We start from the raw sequence: 18,819 nt of genomic DNA on the forward strand, positions 1-18,819 counted from the left end.
ACTAAATTACGAAAAACCTTCCAATTCTAAGAATATGAAGGTTATTTGGTATACCCTTTTTTAGTATATCACGATGGATTTCGAAATTTTAATGAAAAATATTGACAAACTATTAGCTGGTTTAGTTTAATAACCTTCGTACATTATTAGCAAAATAATTTCTGATAAACAACAATTCATTTTCCTCAAATTGATAAGTGTCTTGCTTATGGGAGTAGTTATACATCACCTTCTGCAGTGTAAGGAACATCTCTTTTGGCAGTGATGACAATCCCCAGTTTCCTGCCTCTTGCTTAGATGAAATAATTCCTTCACTTAAGTACAAATACACCCTAATTAAATTCAGTGTGCAATATACAGGCTCTTCAAATATATTTTCTAAGCAATCGTTAAAATCTCCAATTATAGAAGAGGTGTAAAAGGATTGAGGAATCAAAGGAAATACCTCCAAAATGGATTTTCCTTCAATGCAAATTCCCCGATGGTTGATAATAGTTATATGTGCAGCCAAATCTGGATCTTTCTTAATATCTCCATTTAAAAACTCATATGTCTGTAATGCTAAATCCTCTTCATATCGTTTTCTCCAAAATTCACTGTAATGGAAGTCAAAAGGACAAGGGTGCTCAAATGACTTTAATTGTTCTCGATTTAAACAGCTTACTTCAACAGGAAAAGAGTTGTTTGAATGGGCAAGGAAAAGGTGTGCTAATTGTCTTTTGGTTTCAATCTTTAATGGGTTATCCGTGACAATCAAAATATCAATATCGCTACTATTAGGATTGAACCCCCCCATCGCAAGTGAGCCGTGTATGTAAAATCCAGTAAAATTGTCTTGGACAACTTCTTTTGTCTTAAATAGCAGATTGAGAACAAACTCTTTTATTTCCGACGAACAATTTCCCCAATAATAAGTTATAGTAAATCCCTCCTCAAGTTATTAAACTAAACTGCCCCGTTAGTCGAATAAGGAATTCAACAAAAGGGAGATAAGCCCCCCTGTATCATCGCTTATAAATAACCCTTCATCCTTATAACTTTCCCATCAACCTCTGGACCAGCTTCTTCCATTCCCATTTTAAGATAAAATTTAATCGCAGCAGCATTTGATGGGGAAACTCTCAGATGATACTCACTTACTTTGCTGTCTCCGAAAAATTGCAAAGCATAACTGTGCAATTCTTTTCCTCTGCCCTTCCCACGCATTTCGGGTATTAAATAATAAAGATTTACATACCCAATATTGTTACCTTCATACTCACGAACGGTTAATTCAAGTTGCCCGATATATTTACGTCCTCCTCCACTAAAATAAAGCCTTTTGGAAAAGTTGATACTTTTTCATCTAACCAATGGAGATATTCTTTTTCATCACCGAACCCTGTAGTATCTCCAAAACTTACATAGAATGAATCTTTCCTAAATGCAACTACTGTATCTCGATGTTTCTTTATATCAATTTCTTCAAAATTCATTGTTAACACCCCTTGCAAATATCCAATTCCCTTATTCAACATTCCTGCTTCGTTTGTTTAATAAAGGATTCAACAAAAAAGGCGGCTAATCCTTCTGGATTAACGCACCCGTTGGTGAAACACTTAAATTTTTGTTCCTTGTTCTAGTTCGCTCAATAAATTCTGTATTTTCCTTGCCTGCTGGAAGCTTTCTTCCGATGCATAAGTACCCGATAATGTGTTATTAAATTCTTTAAGTATTTTTTGTTCAATAATATTTATTGCCTCAGTCAAAGAATGATGTTGTCCTAGCTTATTTCTTGTATATTCTTCGTATTCTTTTTTGGTCAATGCAGCTTCTAAAAGTTGCATTAATCCTCTATCTTGATGCCACTGCTTGATATTTCTTTCATTAACACTTCTTTTAAAAATTATTACTAGACGCCCAGAAAATGCTCTATATATTGTAAATAAGATCCATAATTTTTCTCCTAAATATGGTCTTTTCTTTTCTAATTCATCCATACTTGCAATAAAATTGACTAATTCTTCCTCTGAGGGTAAATGCATTTTCAACGAGGTAAGATACATATTTTCCTCGTTGTTGTATTCTTCGGGTAAAAAAAGAGTATAGAATGTCACTATCTTAGATGAAGATTCTCTAATTTTAAGAACTTTATCCCACATTTCCTCAATTGCGGCTGATCTCTTTTCTTGAGCTTGATTGTATCCTTGAGAGAAAATGTTTAGCGAGGAATTCATTATCTCATTGTTTTTATGAATATCCCCTTTAAGCGATTCAATTTGCCTTTGATACCTATTGCTCCATTTCATAATTGTTCTTTGTTTAAATAGCGTTATTATTGCTGTTACCAATCCTGAACCACTTAAAATAAATACTATAATTTTACTCCATTCATTCATTAATTTTTCATCCTCTTAAGATAATTATTGTATAACAGAGACTTTCTCGATGATACACCAATATTGCTAGAAGAATAAATCGTATTATAATTTAATTGTAACATTGTAGAGTTACAATTAATGGTCCGATAATAAAATTAAACACCATTCTTCAACTAACCTCCCTCAATAAATGAAGCGAAAACGCCGATTCACTCATGTTTTCTTAGAATTTCATAGTGGTTTACCAAACAGTAAGTTCCTATATAGATGGAGGATCTTCACTTGAAAGGATATTTTTGGACTGAGTAAGAAAAAAGAGCTATAACCCACTAACCAATCCCTTACAGAAAATGGTGGATGAGTAAAAATATAACCGCACTGGTGGATGTCCACATTTACTCATGGAGGTCAACCCTCCCATGCCTCACAGAGTCTTAGCTCTCAAATTCCTTCGTCCAACCTTTCCATGAGGTGGATGTCAGCCATGCTGCACCACAGGGTCTAAGCCCGTAATTTAGTTTCTTTGCCGACTAATCCGTGCTTCAAATGTATCCAAAATCTATAAAACAAGAACTATTACTTTTCTAAGGTAAACCCGAGTCAAGCTGCTATTTCCGTTTTCGCGGCTAATGCCAAATGAGGAATGTCCTTTAACATCTTATCTTCATTAAATTCAAATTGCTTTTTACCAATATTAAAGAGAATCCGGATTAGTTTATTACACAAAGCAATAAGAGACTGCATCTTCTTTAATGGATTATCCAGACGTTGAGTATAGTACGCATGTAATGCCTTGAATGCGGAATTCTTGGCAACGAGAATCATACAAACCCTAAATAACAAGGCCCTCAGTTTCTTCCGACCTCTTTTTGTGATGGTCGTTTTTCCTTTGTGCTTACCCGATGTATTTTCTTTTAAGTTTAAGCCTGCCAGCTTGATAATTTGCCGGGGATGATTGTATTCACCTAAATCCCCTACTTCCGCGAAGAAACCGGCGATTGTATCCCTGCCCACACCTTTTATCGCTAACATTTGTGGTACACCTGGTATTTCATCAAGCAGACCATTAATTTTCGAATCTAATTCTTCGAATTGCAACTGAATTAATTCATACTTAGCTAGAATAGTTTTAAGCTCAAGTCTGGCCATATTGGCACCCTGTCTGAGTCCGATGGACTTAGTGGCTGCCTGTTTTAACTCGCGGATTTTGTTTAATCCAACACTCCGGGATACGGATTTTCTCAAATGGACCAGTAGCTCTTGTTCAGTGAATTCAGCTATTTCATGGGGTAAGGCATAGAGCTTTAAGAATTGTAAAGCAGCCTTACCCTCCCATTTCTTAAATACCTTGAGGAATTCCGGAAAATACCGGTCAATCCAGTTGTGTACCTGCCCTTGTACCGTTTGAAGGTCTTCAGTTAAAAGATCGCGTATTTTCTTTGCCACACGGAGTTCTGCATAAACACTTTGCGGTATCGTAGGTTCTGCGTATCTTCCGTCTTTGACCAGTTGGGCTATGACCTTGGCATCTTTCACATCATTCTTCGTAGGTGAGTTATCATCCAACTCCTTGCTTTTCTTGACGTGCAAGGGGTTTACAGCGACAAATTTAATTCTGTTTTCTTTTAAAATATGGGCCAAGTTAAACCAATCAAAACCACCAGTGTGAACTGGTGGTTTGCTCTGCGGCTGAAAGCCTCTCTTACCGGCCTTGGCCTTAAAGGCCCGCTGAAAGGGTTTCCCTTCTGCACCACATTCACTCACCAATTCTAAAGAATTTCTTTATTTATTCTTATTTTTTTGTCCTGTGAAAGAATCAAACTCTTCGAACAATGTTAACTGGTCAGCTTGATAGTCTTCCACGAGCTGATTTCGAATGTATTCTTGTATTTGCTTTTTGTTTCTGCCTACTGTATCAACATAGAAGCCTCGGCACCAAAATTTCCGGTTTCCATACCGGTATTTTAAATTGGCATGTCGATCGAAAATCATGAGGCTGCTCTTTCCTTTCAAGTAACCCATGAATTGAGACACACTCAATTTCGGCGGGATACTGACTAACATATGAATGTGGTCCGGACAGGCATTAGCTTCATGGATCACAACACCTTTTCGTTCACATAAATCTCTGATAATTTGGCCTATACTCTTTTTATATTTTCCATAAATGATTTGTCTTCTGTATTTTGGGGCAAATACTATGTGATACTTACAATTCCATGTTGTATGTGCTAAACTGTTCATGTCCTTCATAGGGCATACCTCCTTCTACGGTGAGATAAAGTGGTCGGGAAACCAACTTTATCCTACCATGAAGTGAGGTTTTTTTATTACTACCACGCTATAAGCTCTCTGGAACCCCCGGCATAGCCAGGGGTTTTCTAACACAGTAACAATAATGGCCTGTCGGCTCCATGCCAACCATTACTTTTTCCATTCTCTGTTCTTTTTTGATTACCGAAATCCATTTAAGAAAATGCTCAATTCCCTCTTTAGTATTTTCAAATTGACACGGGGATCCAAACTCTATTCCCCTAAAGTCCTGGGCACGTGCCACATGCTTGAATTTTGCAATATCGACTCCTATAATAAGAGTCTGAGAAGTTATTTGAGCAATCTTCTTATTCTGGTTATAATTCATTTTAAAGCCTCCTGGTGTTTGAGATATTTGTCCTTTTTGCTGGCCAGCGTCAGGACTCTCTCATTCTACCAAGAGGTTATTTTTTTGTTCAAACTCCATTTTCTTTCATTACAGGATGCTGCATCTTTACTTCAATAAGAAGTTCAACAAAAAAGAGCTTTAATCCTTCGAGGATCAAAGCTCTCGTAAGTTGAACTACAGAATAGAATCTTCACTAAGATATAGCCAGAATGGGCAGGTTTTAATTTTGAACACGGAAGAAATGGAGATATCCTTTATTTAGTTGTAACACATAAGGATCTTCTCTTTATTATAAAATTTATTAACCTTAATGGCCTTAGTAAGACTTGATTGGCTTACCTTCGGACAACTTAGGTAAATCATATTTAACCACTACTTATTTTGTGGGGGAGACGATAGGATATATATGTACGAGAGAAGTTTCTTAATAATTGCTTCAGTGGGAATCCAAACCACCTTACTTAAAAGTGATGTAGAATATATAAGTAAGAAATTATAGAAAGAGGTAAAAGAAGCAAATGAAGGGTATTTTATCTCTTTTAATAGAGATAATACCCTTCATTGATGAGCTAATTCATATATATTTTTCAAGAAAACCAACAATTCCTACAAAAGGAAGATCTAATTTTTTCAGAAAAATACCAATTAGTACGATTAGTGATAATATTAAAAATGATATTATCAAATTTTTATTTTCAGAGATCAAGATATTATTCACTCACTTCTTATTTAGGCTTAAACCCTATAAATGTACAAGTTCTTGTAACACCAGAATATTTTTTATATTTGTTGCAAGCCGTTTGTATTCCATTTTTTGCTGCCTCTTGAACTACCATACCAGCAACTTCAGATGCTATCCACATTGCTGCAAGACCACTAAATGTTAAAAAAAATGGATCCTTTGTTTTTTTTCTGGGTGGATATCCAGCAGCTTCTACGCTTTCCAGACCGACAATCGCACTGCCAGTATAGCCCACAACATTAAATATCATAGTTAGGGCAATGAAAGAAGCAACTACCTTATTTAGTAAACTATTCAATTCAACATCCTCCTGATTCCAAAATATACTATATTTATAAAATACTACTAATTACATTTATTGTAAATACATAAATATGAAAACATTACATTTTTTTCTAAAAAACACCAAATAAAAAACCCATTAATAAAATGGGTTTTCTTATCTCTCATTTTCTTCTATTTTTTTTAATCTAGAATTAAGGGATTGGATTTCATTTTCTAATTTTGTTTCTTTTCGATTTAGCAACTCTGTTAATCCTTCAACTACCCGTTTATATCCCCAATACATTAGAAGTATACATAGGCCTAAAATAGCTACAAGGGCAAATCCTCCGACCAATTATCATCACCTCAATAATTTAATTTATTAATTGTACTGCAATTATATACTATAGTTTTCAAAATGCCTAAAGTAAATTTCGTCTTGTTATCTGACAAGGAAAAAATGAATACATGTATTAAATAGAGAACGATACAATTACATTAGTCATCGCCATTGTGGAAATTCGGTCCGTAGTTATAGCCAGTGTAAGCAACAATAAACAAATGCTTGTTCCTTTCCCAAATGATTATATACCTATTGAAAAGAGAACGGAAAAATATTTGAAAATATATTCATGAATGATTTGATCTCGATAACGATTTAGCATCATTTTATGAAATGGTAAAGGTATACCCATTTCATAAAACTATGCCCGAAAATTCTATGAATTGCGTGTTATGGGCATTCCCCATTTGTTTGAATCCCTATGTTGGGGAGTAATTAGCCTTCGTGTACTACTTAAAGAAGCAATTCATAGAAGGATTTGGCAATTCTATCGAATGGAATGGTAAAAAGTATAGAGTATCCCCAGCAAACGAGCGAATTGCACAGTTAACAGTTTACACCTACCGACCTAGCAGATATTAAAATGACGGTAAAAAAAGTGAATATATTATTGGAATTGCTCGATTAATAGCAAGTTGAAGAAGTATTGAGGGGAAAATAAATGATAATGAACTTTTTAAGATGCTGAAAGAAACTTAATTAAGATACGAGGAATCAGTCCTTGTACAGCCAATTAGTTCTAAGGCGTCGCCTTAGGTTCCAAACAGCTTTCCCAATCATGATATGGGTCTTATTAATTCGAAAAAAATATTTCTTAATATGACCAATAATTCAACGGTAGAAATATCAGTTCCAGAAAGACTGGGTATCATACGTTACCTTTTATTAATGGCGTATCCTTACTGAAGATTTACAAATTAAACAGAAATGTACTCAATAAAAAAGAACTCAAAACCTAATCCTTCATTAATAAATCCTATATTAATATACTAGTACTTTATTTATGGACAACAGCAGGGACTTGATCAGAAGTAATTCATCATCAAGCTAACCCTCAAGTACATAATTTAGATTAGACTTTTTAACTCCATATCTTGAATTTTCCAGAAATATTTCTAAGGAGAGAAGTCAGGTTCCAGCAATAGCAGAAAAACCCTTTAAGTTCTGAGAATATAAAAGTAATTTTGAATTTCAATTAAAAAAGACTTTAACACATTAGCTCGTTTTGAAAAATATGAAATGCCCCTTCTCAAACGAAGGGCTTTTAAGATATATAGACTTTCTTAGATTGCTTTCATGCCTTCTAGGATAATTTTTGCATCAGCATTCAGATATGCTGGTGTATCATTTCTAATCAGTAAGTTGGGATGGTCCTTTACAATCATTTTTATTCCTCTAATGTCGAACTTATTTGCGTATGTATTAATTGCATTAATGATAGCTAAATCTTTTCTTGTCAACGGCTCTCCATCATGAGCCTGCATTTGCAAGAGGAAATCCAATAACTCCCTTGCATTTTTATTTAACATATTTCTATGCTCATTTAAGATTCCAATGTTTTCTTCAATATAAACCCTTGCCGTAGTAAGTTCCATTTCTTCTACGTTTTTGTTAATCTTTGCTGTAAGTGATTCTAAACTCAATCTATCCAACTCCTTGTTTGTGGCTACAGTGTATATCGGAATAAAAACGATTTACTTAAACAAGGCAAAATTATATCCAACAATACGGGAGAGTTATCTTAGTTTTCCAGGTCTATTCCATAGAAGTCTGCTAACTTTTTTAAAGTGGATCCTCGGTGATTGCCTTTGTCATTTTCTATTTTGCCTAGAGTCCTGGTTGTCATATTGAGTTCTTCGCAAACCTGCTCTTGAGACATATTTCTTTTAAGCCGTTTCTGATCTTAACTGAGTACCTAAGCTTTCTTTATTCATCTGGAATCCTCCGTGTAGTAAATATGAGATTATATCCCTCCAATAAAAAATTTCAAACGCAACTCAAACGATAACCCTACCTGGACCATTTTACAGTTACAAGAAAAGTATAGATTTCGTTTCCTCCATTTAAAAAGTCAGTTAAGTTTTAACTTAACTGACCATTTTTTGACCACATGCTCTTAAAACAGTGCACGAAACAGTGCACAGACTTATTTTATTTAATTGAACTAGATTGGTTTAAATTGTTTAATACAGTTCACAAACCCTTACAAATCAAGACTTAATTGATTTTAACTTAACTTATTTAACTCAGTTTAACTAATGGATTTCCTCTGGCAGCGTTGAGGTCAGGGGTTCGATCCCCCTATTCTCCATTTATCATTTTGTAGTTTGTTGTCCTTTTTCTTTAAGGTCAAAATATGCCCGAAAAACCCGCTGACTGATGATATTAGCTGCACTGTGCGGCTGGGCATAACCATCTCGGTAAGCATTGGGTACAATTACAGCAATTGCTATCTCAGGATTATTGAATGGAGCATAACCAGCAAAAGAAAGATTCCACGTCTTCACCCCATTTTTATAGGATTCAGAGGTCCCGGTTTTACCTGCGGCATTGTAGGGTTCGCCTTTAAAATATCCTCTCGCGGTTCCTTTGGGACCATGGGTAACCAGCCAAAAACCTTGTTGAACCCGCTTTAGCATCTCCTCACTCATATCCACCTGATTCAGCACCATTGGTTCGATTTCATCGATGAGGTTGCCCGGTTCATCGCCATTCTTATTGGGTTCACGAATCTCCTTCACCAATTGAGGCTTCATCCGGTATCCTCCATTGGCAATCGTTGTAATATACTGGGCAACTTGCATGGGTGTATAGGTATCTAGTTGTCCGATTGCAATTTGAAAGTAGGTGCTTGTATTGGTTCCTTTAATTCCAGCCGTTTCATTATCAAAACCAATTTTGGTCGGAATGCCCAAACCAAATTGGTTGAAATAATAGCGGATGGTTTCAATTTTTTGCGGATTGATATTCAATGTGCCATTTGGGATATACTTGCCGCCCATAATTTCTATCGCGGTTTTCCACATATAAACGTTTGATGAACGCTCTAATGCCTCTAAATCATTAATTCTGTTCATGACTAGGTATGAGGAAAAGGTTTTAGGAGAACCTTTAAATCGCATGACTTCATCCAGCTCGATTTCCCCGAAATCTCTGATACCCGTTTGGTAGCCGGTTAATACGGTGGCTCCTTTTACAACGGACCCCTGTTCAAATGCATAAGTGAAGGTTCCCGGTGTAAAATCAGTAAACTCCCTGGACTGCCTGTCAAACACATTTCCTGACATTGCAAGTATGCGGCCAGTTTTCGGTTCCATCGCCACAACAAATGCAGTATCAAGCGTATCCGTATGCGGCTTCTGTATTGCACTGATTAACTCTTCCTGGATAATTTTTTCCACTTGAGCTTGGAACTCAATATCAATGGTCAGAACAATATCCTTGCCGCTCTTCCCTTCTGATACGGTCTCTGTACTCACCACATTTCCATTTGTATCTGTCACCGTTTCCACTTTTTCCTTTTGGCCTTGCAACACACCATCATAAAGTTCTTCGATATAGCTTTTCCCGACGCGATCATTCAGTTCGTACCCTTTAGACGTATAGTATTCTACCTTATCAGCCGGAAGGCCTTCATCTGCACTCGTTACTTCCCCAAGCATATTCCAAAACGTTTCCCCGTAGGTACGGCCCCTCTTCCAATCGGTAGAGACATCCACACCCGGCAAGTTTTCTAGATTTTCACTGACCTTCGCATATTCTTCCTCTGTTACATTTTCATTTTTGATCATCGTTGGAGTTAAGGCGACGGCGGAAGAAAGTTTCCGGTAGATGGCTGCAAGGTTTTTGTCCATTGCCTGGAGCTCGCTTTCTGTAATGCGGTTCAATTTTAATTGGTATAAATCCTTGTCATTCAGCTTTTCCTGTTTGTGTAACTTCTCCTCCTTCTTTGTGATTAAATCCGTCCCATTGTTATGTGCCAACAGCCATATATCTTTCAAATCCCGATCGGTTACTTTATTGATCTCTCTATCAGTCATGACCAGAATGGTAGTTAACTTTTTGGCCAGTTCAAGCAATTCGCCCGGCTGTGGATATTTCGGCGGTGTATAGACAATTGCCTTTTCCGGAATATTGTAGACTACTAACTTTTTATTCGTATCATATATTCTTCCACGCGGAACCGAATAGCTGACTGTTGTCACATCTGTCTCCTTTGCTTGAGCCGAATAGGCTTCCCCTTTAATAATTTGGACAAAGCCAAGGCGGAGAATCAGGATAGAAAACAGAACAAAGACCATGAAAAAGAGACCATTCAGTCTCGAACGGATTAGGTTTTTCACTATATTTTCTTTCTGCCTTTTCTTCTTCAAAATGTATCAGCCCTTTCATTCTGGAAAGAATTAAATACTACAATTGTAGTATTATTGTCAAAAAAAGTCCCAAAAAGGTAAGGTATTCCTTTCTGGGGTATATTATTATAAATCTTTTTATGATGCAGGATCTTCTTGGCAATCTCGGCTGCCTTTTTTCTTCTAATTGTTATAATAATTGGACTTGCTCAATTAGTGATATTTTTAAGGAAGATTCTATCCAGTAACGATCCAAATTCCCTGAAGGATCCGCATTCCCGTATTTTATTTTGTGAAAAAAATCTTGTAGCTGCTTTCTACCTCCCGATCGTTATTTTGGAAATACCAATTAACGGAACGGCTCAAGACAGTCGCTAAATTTTGATTCCACTCTGAATAGGGATTAATTTATCCATCCCAAACCTGTTCATTGTTATACGTGGAAATTACATTGGATCCCAATGCATATAAGGCAGAATATATTTTAAAGGTGCTATTAGGAGAAATCCTCTGTTCACTCATCTCTCGATTATAAATTTGATATTGTTTGTTAGAGGAATTATATAAACCAATCTTCCCTTGTAGCCCTTAAAAAAAGAGCTTAGATGTTCATAGACCACATTTTTGCCGCTAATCATATTCTGATTCTGATATTTGTGGAATCTCTCTCATTTCGCCCCTACTTTTACATCTGTAGTATTTACTATAGCAAGAAGGTCGCATTACTTAAAGCTTTAAGAGTACTTTTACCTATTGTAAGAGTTCCCGCATGATGAGGTATATACCAATCACCTCATTTGTAAATATGAATATAGTTGCTCTATAAATGATCGGTTCAGCTGGGTGGCTGAACTACCTGGTGTATAATGTTCGACGAGTGAAAGAAGAAGAAAAGAATTCTGTTCTGCTTCAAAAGCAAGTAAAAAACTATTTTCATTCCCCTTTTCACCTTGTTTCATTTTTAGCTCGGCAGTTCCGGTCTTGGCTGCCAGCTTATATTTTGGGTTGTATAGAAGGTGGGCCGTCCCTTTTGGGTCACTTACCACCGTTGTTAAACTGTTTTTCATTTCATTTGCCGTTGAGCTGGTGATCGCTGATTTGGTTTTTGGTTCACTTTTATCATCTAGCAATCTCGGATAAACCAAGTTTCCCTCGTTTTGAAAAACCGAATACATGACGGCCTGCTGAATGGGTGTAATCAATAATTCTCCTTGTCCGTATGCAGTATCTGCCAACAGGATTTCCGAATCAAATGTATTTTGCTTAGAGATTTGAGCTGCGTTCATGGCGATTGGCAGCTCTAAATCCTCCCCAAAAATAAACTTATTCAACCCATTTCTATACACTTTTTCGCCCATTTCCAGTGCCTCTTGTGCAAAATAAATATTATCGGAATAAATTAACGCTTTTCTCATATCCACATTTTGTACATCGGATACTCGGGTGACGGAATAACCTCCCCAGGTTCCATCCTTCTTCCAGCTTAATTCCTTTATGTTTCGAAGCTTATCTGGGTAGGTCACTTTGGCATCAAGACCAATGCTAGCGGTAATCGTTTTAAAGGTAGAGCCAGGCGCATACCCAACTGCAAATCTTGAAATAAAGGGTTTGTTATCATCCTTTGCATACTGTTCATATTCCTGCTGAGATATACCTTGAACCATTTTATTAGGATCATATGAAGGAGAACTTACAACGGCATAAAGCCCTCCCTTTTTAGGGTCCATAACGACAGTAGAACCAGCTTTTCCGTTTAGATGTGTAAAGGCCTCCAATTGGATATAAGAATCAATTGTCAACTGAATATCTTTACCGTCCAACTTTTCTACCTTTAGAATTTCTTGCTTTTTATTCCCCTGTTCATCAACAATCAGGATTTCTCCTCCATCTTTCCCCCGCAGTCGTTGATCAAAGGCCTTTTCTAATCCAGCTCTTCCAATCATCTCTCCTTCTGCTAAAGTTGGATGTTTATCCAAATCTTCCTTTGTCACTTTTCCAATGTAACCAATTAAATGAGCGGCAGCTTCCTTAAGCGGGTAATAACGAAGTTTTGTATTTTGATAGACCACTCCAGGTATGACTTCTTCTTTATCTACTTCAATTATTTTTAAGGGAACAAATAGATCCTCTTTTACCCAGCTTTGATTTAGTTTTTGATGAATTTCCTCTATTGGCATACCGAACTGTTGGCTAATCCTTTGTAGCGTATCGTCTTTGTCATCGCCTTGATTTAATTCTTTCGGTACTACCCCTGCCCATTTAAACTCTTCGTTTACCGCCAATCCGTTCCCTAAATGATCTTTGATCTCTCCTCGTTCTGCTTCTAGAGAGTTAAAAGCCACTTTATCTTTTCCTTCCATTCCAGGAAATATCAAGTGAGGACCCCACTTCACCCTATAATGGTCCTCTGTTTTTTCTATTTTTGTATGATAGTTCAAATTCTCTACTGTCCCTAAAGGAGTTGTAAAGCTTAATTTATAAGATAACTCATACCCGTGGTTTTTGACTTTCTCTAATTCAACTTTGGAAGCATGTATATTCTTAATATTGATTCCGTTAAATATACGATCATATTTATCTATGACTTCTTCCAAAGTATAATCCAAAGAAGTGTAGGATTGTTTTTCAAGTACATCCCCTAATTTTTCATATTCTTTGTCTTCTAATAGTTGAATAAAAGTATTAGCTACTTCCTGAACTTCATTGTGACCTTTTTTGTCCATGATTTGGAATAAACTAAATCCCCCAATCCCAGCTAAAATGAGGAATATTAAGAGGTAATAAGGATTGATTTTCCTCTTTTTTCTTTCGACTCTACTATTCATTCTATAGCTCTCCTTTACTATACATTTGGTCCTCCAGTAAAGAGTCTTGTTAATGCTGTATAAATAAATGGCCTCCCATTCGGGAGACCTAGATTGTTGATTTTAGCCTATAGAAAAAATATAAGTCTTTACATGCTAAGCTTACTATTCATTGCACAGGATGACTGTTAAGCCTAGGCAATGATGTAATTGAGAATTATGATAGGTAAATTTAAATATCCGTTCACTTCAAAGAGTTAAGTGCGACTTTGGCAGCTTCAGCGATCAGCGCATTGTCATAGGTCGCATTCTGTGTTTCGCGGCTGGATAGAACTGCAATAACGATGGGAGCTCTATTCGGCGGCCAAACAACCGCAATGTCATTCCGCGTTCCATAGCTTCCTGCCCCGCTCTTGTCAGCAACTTCCCAGCCAGTTGGTGCACCAGCACGAATTAATGCATCCCCGGTGGCGTTACCCCGCATCCAATCTGTCAGGATAGTACGTTTTTCTGTTGGAATCAAGTCGCTTACTGCAAAAGCCTGTAGGCTGGTAGCAAGTGCTTTTGCTGTGCTTGTGTCACGTGCATCTCCAGGAACAGCTGAGTTCAATTCCGTCTCGTAGCGATCAACTTGGGTAATATTATCGCCAATCTTCCTTAATGCTGTTTCAAATACTTTAGGTCCTCCCAGTTTCTCTAATAAAAGGTTCCCAGCGGTGTTGTCGCTATATCGCACAGCAGCCTCAGCAACTTCCCGAAGAGTCATCCCGGTATCAATGTGAAGTTGTGTAACGGGTGAGTACGAAACGATGTCTTCGCTATTGTATGTGACTAACTCGTCAAGTTGATCAATTGAGTATTGATGCAGCAATGCACCTGCTGCTAGAGCTTTGTAAGTAGATGCGTATGCGAACCGCTCTTGAGGTCGATAAGAAACTTTCCGATTTGTACCTGTATCGATGGCGTAGACTCCAAGCCGGGCATCATATTTGTTCTCGAGTTCAGCAAACTTACGGTGTAGTTGTGGTGTGGGTATTTTCTCCACTGCCTTTACATGCTTGTCGGAAAGATTATCGGTGGTCATCGACCACCCTGCGAGGGGTACAGTGGCAACCACTAGCACAAGCAGGGCAACTATTAAATGATGCATTCTGAAAATATTATGTTTTTTCATCGAGATACTAACCTCTTTCTATATTTTTATTAACACCAATCGGCTGTTCACCAGCTGATTCTAAAAATCGTGTATTACGGTTCGAATTCAATTTAACTATGTTTGCATGGAAAATTCTTTCCGTTTGCAATTAAATTGACCATGTTTAAAATCTAATTTCATACCCTGATGCTGCTCCTAAATGACGGAGTTGATTATCCTCCTTTCTCCAAAATTGATTACTTGTGTAATATAAATACTACATATGTAGTATAATAATTACAAACTTAATACTACACTCGTAATAAATAGTTGTCAAACTCATTTTGTAGTTTGCCGTGATTTTCCATTAGGATCAAAATATACCCTAAAAATGGCTGGCTAATGATATTAGCTGCACCGTGCGGCTGACCATAACCATCTCGGTAAGCATTCGGTACAATTACGGCAATTGCTATCCCAGGATTATTGAATGAAGCATAACCAGCAAAAGAAAGATTCCAAGTCTTCACCCCATTTTTATAGGGTTCCGAGGTCCCGCTTTCACCTGCGGCATTGTAGGGATCGCCTTTAAAATATCCTCTCGCAGTTCCTTTGGAACCATGGGTAACCAGTTTTTAATACGGTGCCCCCTTTTACAATGGACCCCTGTTCAAATGTATAAGTAAAGGTTCCTGGTGTAAAATCGCTAAACTCCCTGGTCTTACTGTCAAACACTTTTCCTGACATCGCAAGAATGCGGCAGTTTTCAGTTCCATCTCCACAACAAATGCAGTGTCAAGCGTATACGGATTTTGGATTGCACTCATTAACTCTTCCGGCATAATTTTTTCTACTTGTGATTGAAAAGGAGGCTATACATTCTCTATCGAATTCGGTTTCTAACTATATTTTCTTTCTGCTTTTTCTGCTTCAAAACAAACTAGCCCTTTCTAACTGGAAAGTTTGTAAACAACTTTAAATACTACAATTGTGGTATTTAGTATCAATAAATCCCCAGAAAGGAATGTAATCCTTTCTGGGGTTAATGATTAATAGATCTTTTCATCATGCAGGATCTGTCTGGCAATCTCCGCTGCCTTACTTCCTTGAGCCTGCCCATTCTTATTTTGAATATTGACGGCAAAATAATAACGCTCATCACCTTTTTCGACAAAACCAATAAACCAGCCATTTACATCTTTTCCATTAATCTTGCCGGTTCCCGTCTTGCCATACAACTTCCCATTCTTTTGCCCATCTATTAAAATAGCCTTTTTTACTGCATTGATATTTTCTACATTAAAACCCCATTGATTTTCATCAAATTGATATAATAATTGTGCTTGTTCGATGGGTGATATTTTCAGGGAAGATTCCATCCAGTAACTATCCAAATCCCCTGAAAGATCCTCATTCCCGTATTTTATCTTTTGAAAATAATTTTGCAGCTGCTTTCTCCCTACCTCTCGATCGGTTTTCTGGAAATACCAATTTACGGAATGACTTAAGGCAGTCGCTAAGTTTTGATTTTGATTCCATTCTGGGAAGGGATTAATTTTTCCATCCCAAACCTTTGAATTGTTATTTTGAGAGATCACATTGGATTCCATTGCAAATAAGGCAGAATATATTTTATAGGTACTATTAGGAGAAATCCTTTGTTCACTTAACTCCCTATTATATATTAGATATTGGTTTTTAGAGGGATTGTATAAAACAAAGCTGCCCTTATAACCCTTAAAATAAGAGCTTAGATCTTCATTGACTACATTCTTACCGGTAAAATGATACACATCATCCTTGCTGGCAATCACGGTGGTGATGGGAGCAAGAAATAGCACAACCATTCCTAAAACAGCACAGATGGCCATACTTTTCCATTTCAATAATAGAGAATCTCCAGAGTAGCTTGCAATGCACTGGATTCTTTGTTTGATTTCTTTTTTTGTTCCGCCTATCCCTGGAGCAAACTGATCAAGGGGCCGATCATGTTTTTTATCTGCAAAGCGAATGATGGTATACCCATATTCAATATATCCGCTCTCATCCAAGAGGTTTAAAACGGATGCATCACAGGCCAATTCCCGATCCATTCGAATCCTTTTTAAAGCATACCAGATTACTGGGTTAAACCAATATATAATATGGAATAACCACATGACATAATTCACGAATAGATCTTTGCTTTTTTGATGGTACAGTTCGTGCAAAAACACGTGTTTTAATTCATTTAACGAAAAAGTTTCTGTCGTTTTGCTTGGTAAAAAAATAAAGGCTTGAAAAATCCCGAACGTGATCGGTGAGGAAATAAGAGCGGTCTCCCGCAACTTTATGTTTCTTTTCACCCCAACTATCTCTTTACATTCTTCTAATAGTTTATTTAGCTTTTGGTTATGAACAGCCACAGCCGACTTTTTGATTTGATTGATTTGATAGTTTGAATATACAGCAGCCCCAATAGAAAGAACCACTCCAATCACCCAGACTGTAAAAATTGTCTGGTAGACAAATTCGGGCGCTTCCTTGTTTACAGATACCGTGAAATCATGTATTATATCGCTGTTTGGCGCCGGAGAGGCACCCACTCCATTAATCCTTTCACTGCTCAATGGCGCTTCTCTATGAAAAAAAAGAAAGCTTTTTAAATATCGGATTTCTTCTCCAAAACGAAAATACTTCCAAGGTAAAAATGCAGTAAAGATTGGAATGCATAGAAAAAACCAGATATGATAATGTGCTTTCACAGTCATATGATTGTTTAATAGCTTTTTGATTAAAAGAATGATGAAAATAAGGAGTGATACCACGATTGCACTTACTAAAAGCCGCAGTAGCATGGTATCCATTATTTTTCCCCTTCTTTCTTATCCCTCATAGATAATATTTCCTTTAATTCGGATATTTCCTCTTTTGATAATTGATCATTTTCAATAAAATTTAGTATCATTGAATTTAATGTACCGCCAAAAAACTGTTGCAGGAAGGATTTACTTTTTTGCTCAACATATTGGTGTTTTTCAACCAATGATGTATATATAAACACTCGGCCATCTTTTGTTGCATGCAAAGCCTTTTTCTTAACGAGGCGTGCCAGCATCGTGTGAATGGTATTTGGCTTCCAATCGCTCTTATTCGAAAATTTCTCCACTACCTTAGGAGTAGAAATCGGCTCATATTTCCATATAACCTTCATCACTTCATATTCTGCTTCTGATATTTGTGGAATTTCCTTCATGATAAACCCCCAACTTTTACAGGTGTAGTATTAGTATAGCAAGAAGAGCCTAAAACATAAAGTATATTTCGAACTTTAGTCCATGGTAACAAGTACCACCCTTCCAATTTGGATTAGATTTCTTGATCTATGTCATTTTAATTTTGTTGTTTTAAAAACTTCTTTTACAAATTTTTAATCAAAACTTCTTCAAATACCCACTCATCTTAAACATTTTTTCAGATTTAAATCCCTTTTTAATTTTTATTTCCATTAAAAAATATCTTTTAGGGTCAAATACCTCAGTTAATCGTTTAAAAGCTTCAATTCTCGCTTTTGGCTGCTTTTGTAATTTCTTTAGCTTAATAAGATCCACCGTTTTACTTTAGTAAAACTGGTCAATAATTACTTGGAATGTTCCACTTATCAATTTCAGCAGGTTTATTCACTTTTATAATCAAGACTCTATCGTCCTTAAAGATGACACACTTGCTACTAAAATAATTCTATCTTGCGGCATCTGATTTCTCCCCAACTCCATCTTAAAATTAATTTATCTCTATTATACCTGTTTATCTTTCTTTCACTAACTTCCGTTTGTCAAATACGGAATTCAAGAAGGGGCTGAAGTCCTCCCTGGAACATCAAATCCTTCTGTATAATAAGGTTCTATCGTAAATCCCTTATAGATAAACTAGCAGCTTAACCGAAATTTGAAAATGAAATAGAACCCATAAATTCGACTAATCTATATAAAAATGTTGTTTTTTGACGATAAAAAAAACGCCTTGATAAAAGGCGGTACATTGAGCTAAACCAGCTAATAGGAGTCAAGAACTTCTTATTAAAATATTTGTTCTTCCGTGTTATACTTTTGAAGGCACGCCAAATAACCCTCCAAATACCGTTTGGAAGGTTTTTCATTAGCTGTTTTATCTTGTTG

General features: G+C 36.6%; 16 protein-coding genes and 3 pseudogenes. All 19 read right to left on the reverse strand.

The features are described 5' to 3' along the window. Positions 1 to 121: 121 nt before the first annotated feature. Positions 122 to 919 carry an aminoglycoside adenylyltransferase domain-containing protein gene (locus M3593_RS23175; RefSeq protein WP_353056118.1) on the reverse strand — a complete coding sequence of 266 codons (798 nt, stop codon included), beginning with the start codon at positions 917 to 919 and terminating at the stop codon, positions 122 to 124. Between the two features lie 92 nt (positions 920 to 1,011). Then, entirely contained in the window at positions 1,012 to 1,335 is a 324-nt protein-coding gene (locus M3593_RS23180; protein WP_353056119.1) for a GNAT family N-acetyltransferase, read from the reverse strand. Continuing rightward, a complete protein-coding gene (locus tag M3593_RS24320) occupies positions 1,269 to 1,475 on the reverse strand; it encodes a hypothetical protein (RefSeq protein ID WP_353056117.1) in 207 nt (68 codons plus the stop codon). The genes M3593_RS23180 and M3593_RS24320 overlap by 67 nt, the downstream gene beginning before the upstream one ends. 123 nt (positions 1,476 to 1,598) lie before the next feature. Continuing rightward, positions 1,599 to 2,378: a hypothetical protein gene (locus M3593_RS23185; protein ID WP_251544994.1), complete on the reverse strand. Its 780-nt coding sequence runs from the start codon at positions 2,376 to 2,378 to the stop codon at positions 1,599 to 1,601. A 582-nt stretch (positions 2,379 to 2,960) separates the two neighbouring features. Continuing rightward, a pseudogene (locus tag M3593_RS23190) lies at positions 2,961 to 4,019 on the reverse strand (IS110 family RNA-guided transposase); the annotation flags it as partial. 123 nt (positions 4,020 to 4,142) lie between these two features. Continuing rightward, positions 4,143 to 4,613 carry an IS200/IS605 family transposase gene (gene tnpA, locus M3593_RS23195; RefSeq protein ID WP_251544996.1) on the reverse strand — a complete coding sequence of 157 codons (471 nt, stop codon included), beginning with the start codon at positions 4,611 to 4,613 and terminating at the stop codon, positions 4,143 to 4,145. Between the two features lie 136 nt (positions 4,614 to 4,749). Beyond that, positions 4,750 to 5,001, reverse strand: a pseudogene (locus tag M3593_RS23200) (IS110 family transposase); the annotation flags it as partial. Positions 5,002 to 5,747: 746 nt separating this feature from the next. Further along, on the reverse strand, positions 5,748 to 6,062 hold the full coding sequence (locus M3593_RS23205) for a hypothetical protein (RefSeq protein ID WP_251544997.1): 315 nt from the start codon (positions 6,060 to 6,062) through the stop codon (positions 5,748 to 5,750). A 141-nt stretch (positions 6,063 to 6,203) separates the two neighbouring features. Next, positions 6,204 to 6,383, reverse strand: a complete 180-nt coding sequence (locus tag M3593_RS23210) for a hypothetical protein (protein WP_251544998.1) — start codon at positions 6,381 to 6,383, stop codon at positions 6,204 to 6,206. A gap of 1,271 nt (positions 6,384 to 7,654) precedes the next feature. Continuing rightward, positions 7,655 to 8,014 (reverse strand): hypothetical protein, encoded by a 360-nt coding sequence (locus M3593_RS23220; RefSeq protein WP_251544999.1) that lies wholly within the window; start codon positions 8,012 to 8,014, stop codon positions 7,655 to 7,657. A 98-nt stretch (positions 8,015 to 8,112) separates the two neighbouring features. Further along, positions 8,113 to 8,259: pseudogene (locus M3593_RS24325) on the reverse strand (helix-turn-helix domain-containing protein); the annotation flags it as partial. 427 nt (positions 8,260 to 8,686) lie between these two features. Further along, positions 8,687 to 10,714 carry a peptidoglycan D,D-transpeptidase FtsI family protein gene (locus M3593_RS23225; protein WP_251665141.1) on the reverse strand — a complete coding sequence of 676 codons (2,028 nt, stop codon included), beginning with the start codon at positions 10,712 to 10,714 and terminating at the stop codon, positions 8,687 to 8,689. A gap of 417 nt (positions 10,715 to 11,131) precedes the next feature. Further along, on the reverse strand, positions 11,132 to 11,296 hold the full coding sequence (locus M3593_RS24330) for a penicillin-binding transpeptidase domain-containing protein (RefSeq protein ID WP_353056120.1): 165 nt from the start codon (positions 11,294 to 11,296) through the stop codon (positions 11,132 to 11,134). A 215-nt stretch (positions 11,297 to 11,511) separates the two neighbouring features. Next, complete coding sequence (pbp4, locus tag M3593_RS23230) at positions 11,512 to 13,548, reverse strand: penicillin-binding protein PBP4(5) (protein WP_251545001.1); 2,037 nt, start codon at positions 13,546 to 13,548, stop codon at positions 11,512 to 11,514. Positions 13,549 to 13,771: 223 nt separating this feature from the next. Beyond that, complete coding sequence (gene bla / locus M3593_RS23235; RefSeq protein WP_251545002.1) at positions 13,772 to 14,701, reverse strand: class A beta-lactamase; 930 nt, start codon at positions 14,699 to 14,701, stop codon at positions 13,772 to 13,774. A gap of 272 nt (positions 14,702 to 14,973) precedes the next feature. Next, positions 14,974 to 15,294, reverse strand: coding sequence for a penicillin-binding transpeptidase domain-containing protein (locus M3593_RS23240; RefSeq protein WP_251545005.1), 321 nt, complete (start codon positions 15,292 to 15,294; stop codon positions 14,974 to 14,976). Positions 15,295 to 15,711: 417 nt separating this feature from the next. After that, positions 15,712 to 17,508 (reverse strand): BlaR1 family beta-lactam sensor/signal transducer, encoded by a 1,797-nt coding sequence (locus M3593_RS23245; RefSeq protein ID WP_251545003.1) that lies wholly within the window; start codon positions 17,506 to 17,508, stop codon positions 15,712 to 15,714. Next, on the reverse strand, positions 17,508 to 17,897 hold the full coding sequence (locus M3593_RS23250; protein WP_144478948.1) for a BlaI/MecI/CopY family transcriptional regulator: 390 nt from the start codon (positions 17,895 to 17,897) through the stop codon (positions 17,508 to 17,510). Before M3593_RS23250 ends, M3593_RS23245 begins: the two co-directional genes overlap by 1 nt. Positions 17,898 to 18,578: 681 nt before the next feature. Further along, the coding region (locus tag M3593_RS23255) for a hypothetical protein (protein WP_251545004.1) at positions 18,579 to 18,819 on the reverse strand (241 nt) is incomplete at its 5' end.

The organism is Mesobacillus sp. MER 48 (genome assembly GCF_023714225.1).
In the GTDB taxonomy this organism is placed as follows: Bacteria; Bacillota; Bacilli; order Bacillales; family Cytobacillaceae; genus Mesobacillus; species Mesobacillus oceanisediminis_A.

Bases quoted from the DNA above. Each gene is read 5' to 3' on its own strand.
- M3593_RS24320 (WP_353056117.1), bottom strand. From the start codon at position 1,475: ATGAATTTTGAAGAAATTGATATAAAGAAACATCGAGATACAGTAGTT.
- M3593_RS23185 (WP_251544994.1), bottom strand. From the start codon at position 2,378: ATGAATGAATGGAGTAAAATTATAGTATTTATTTTAAGTGGTTCAGGA.
- tnpA (WP_251544996.1), bottom strand. From the start codon at position 4,613: ATGAAGGACATGAACAGTTTAGCACATACAACATGGAATTGTAAGTAT.
- pbp4 (WP_251545001.1), bottom strand. From the start codon at position 13,548: ATGAATAGTAGAGTCGAAAGAAAAAAGAGGAAAATCAATCCTTATTAC.
- bla (WP_251545002.1), bottom strand. From the start codon at position 14,701: ATGAAAAAACATAATATTTTCAGAATGCATCATTTAATAGTTGCCCTG.
- M3593_RS23245 (WP_251545003.1), bottom strand. From the start codon at position 17,508: ATGGATACCATGCTACTGCGGCTTTTAGTAAGTGCAATCGTGGTATCA.
- M3593_RS23250 (WP_144478948.1), bottom strand. From the start codon at position 17,897: ATGAAGGAAATTCCACAAATATCAGAAGCAGAATATGAAGTGATGAAG.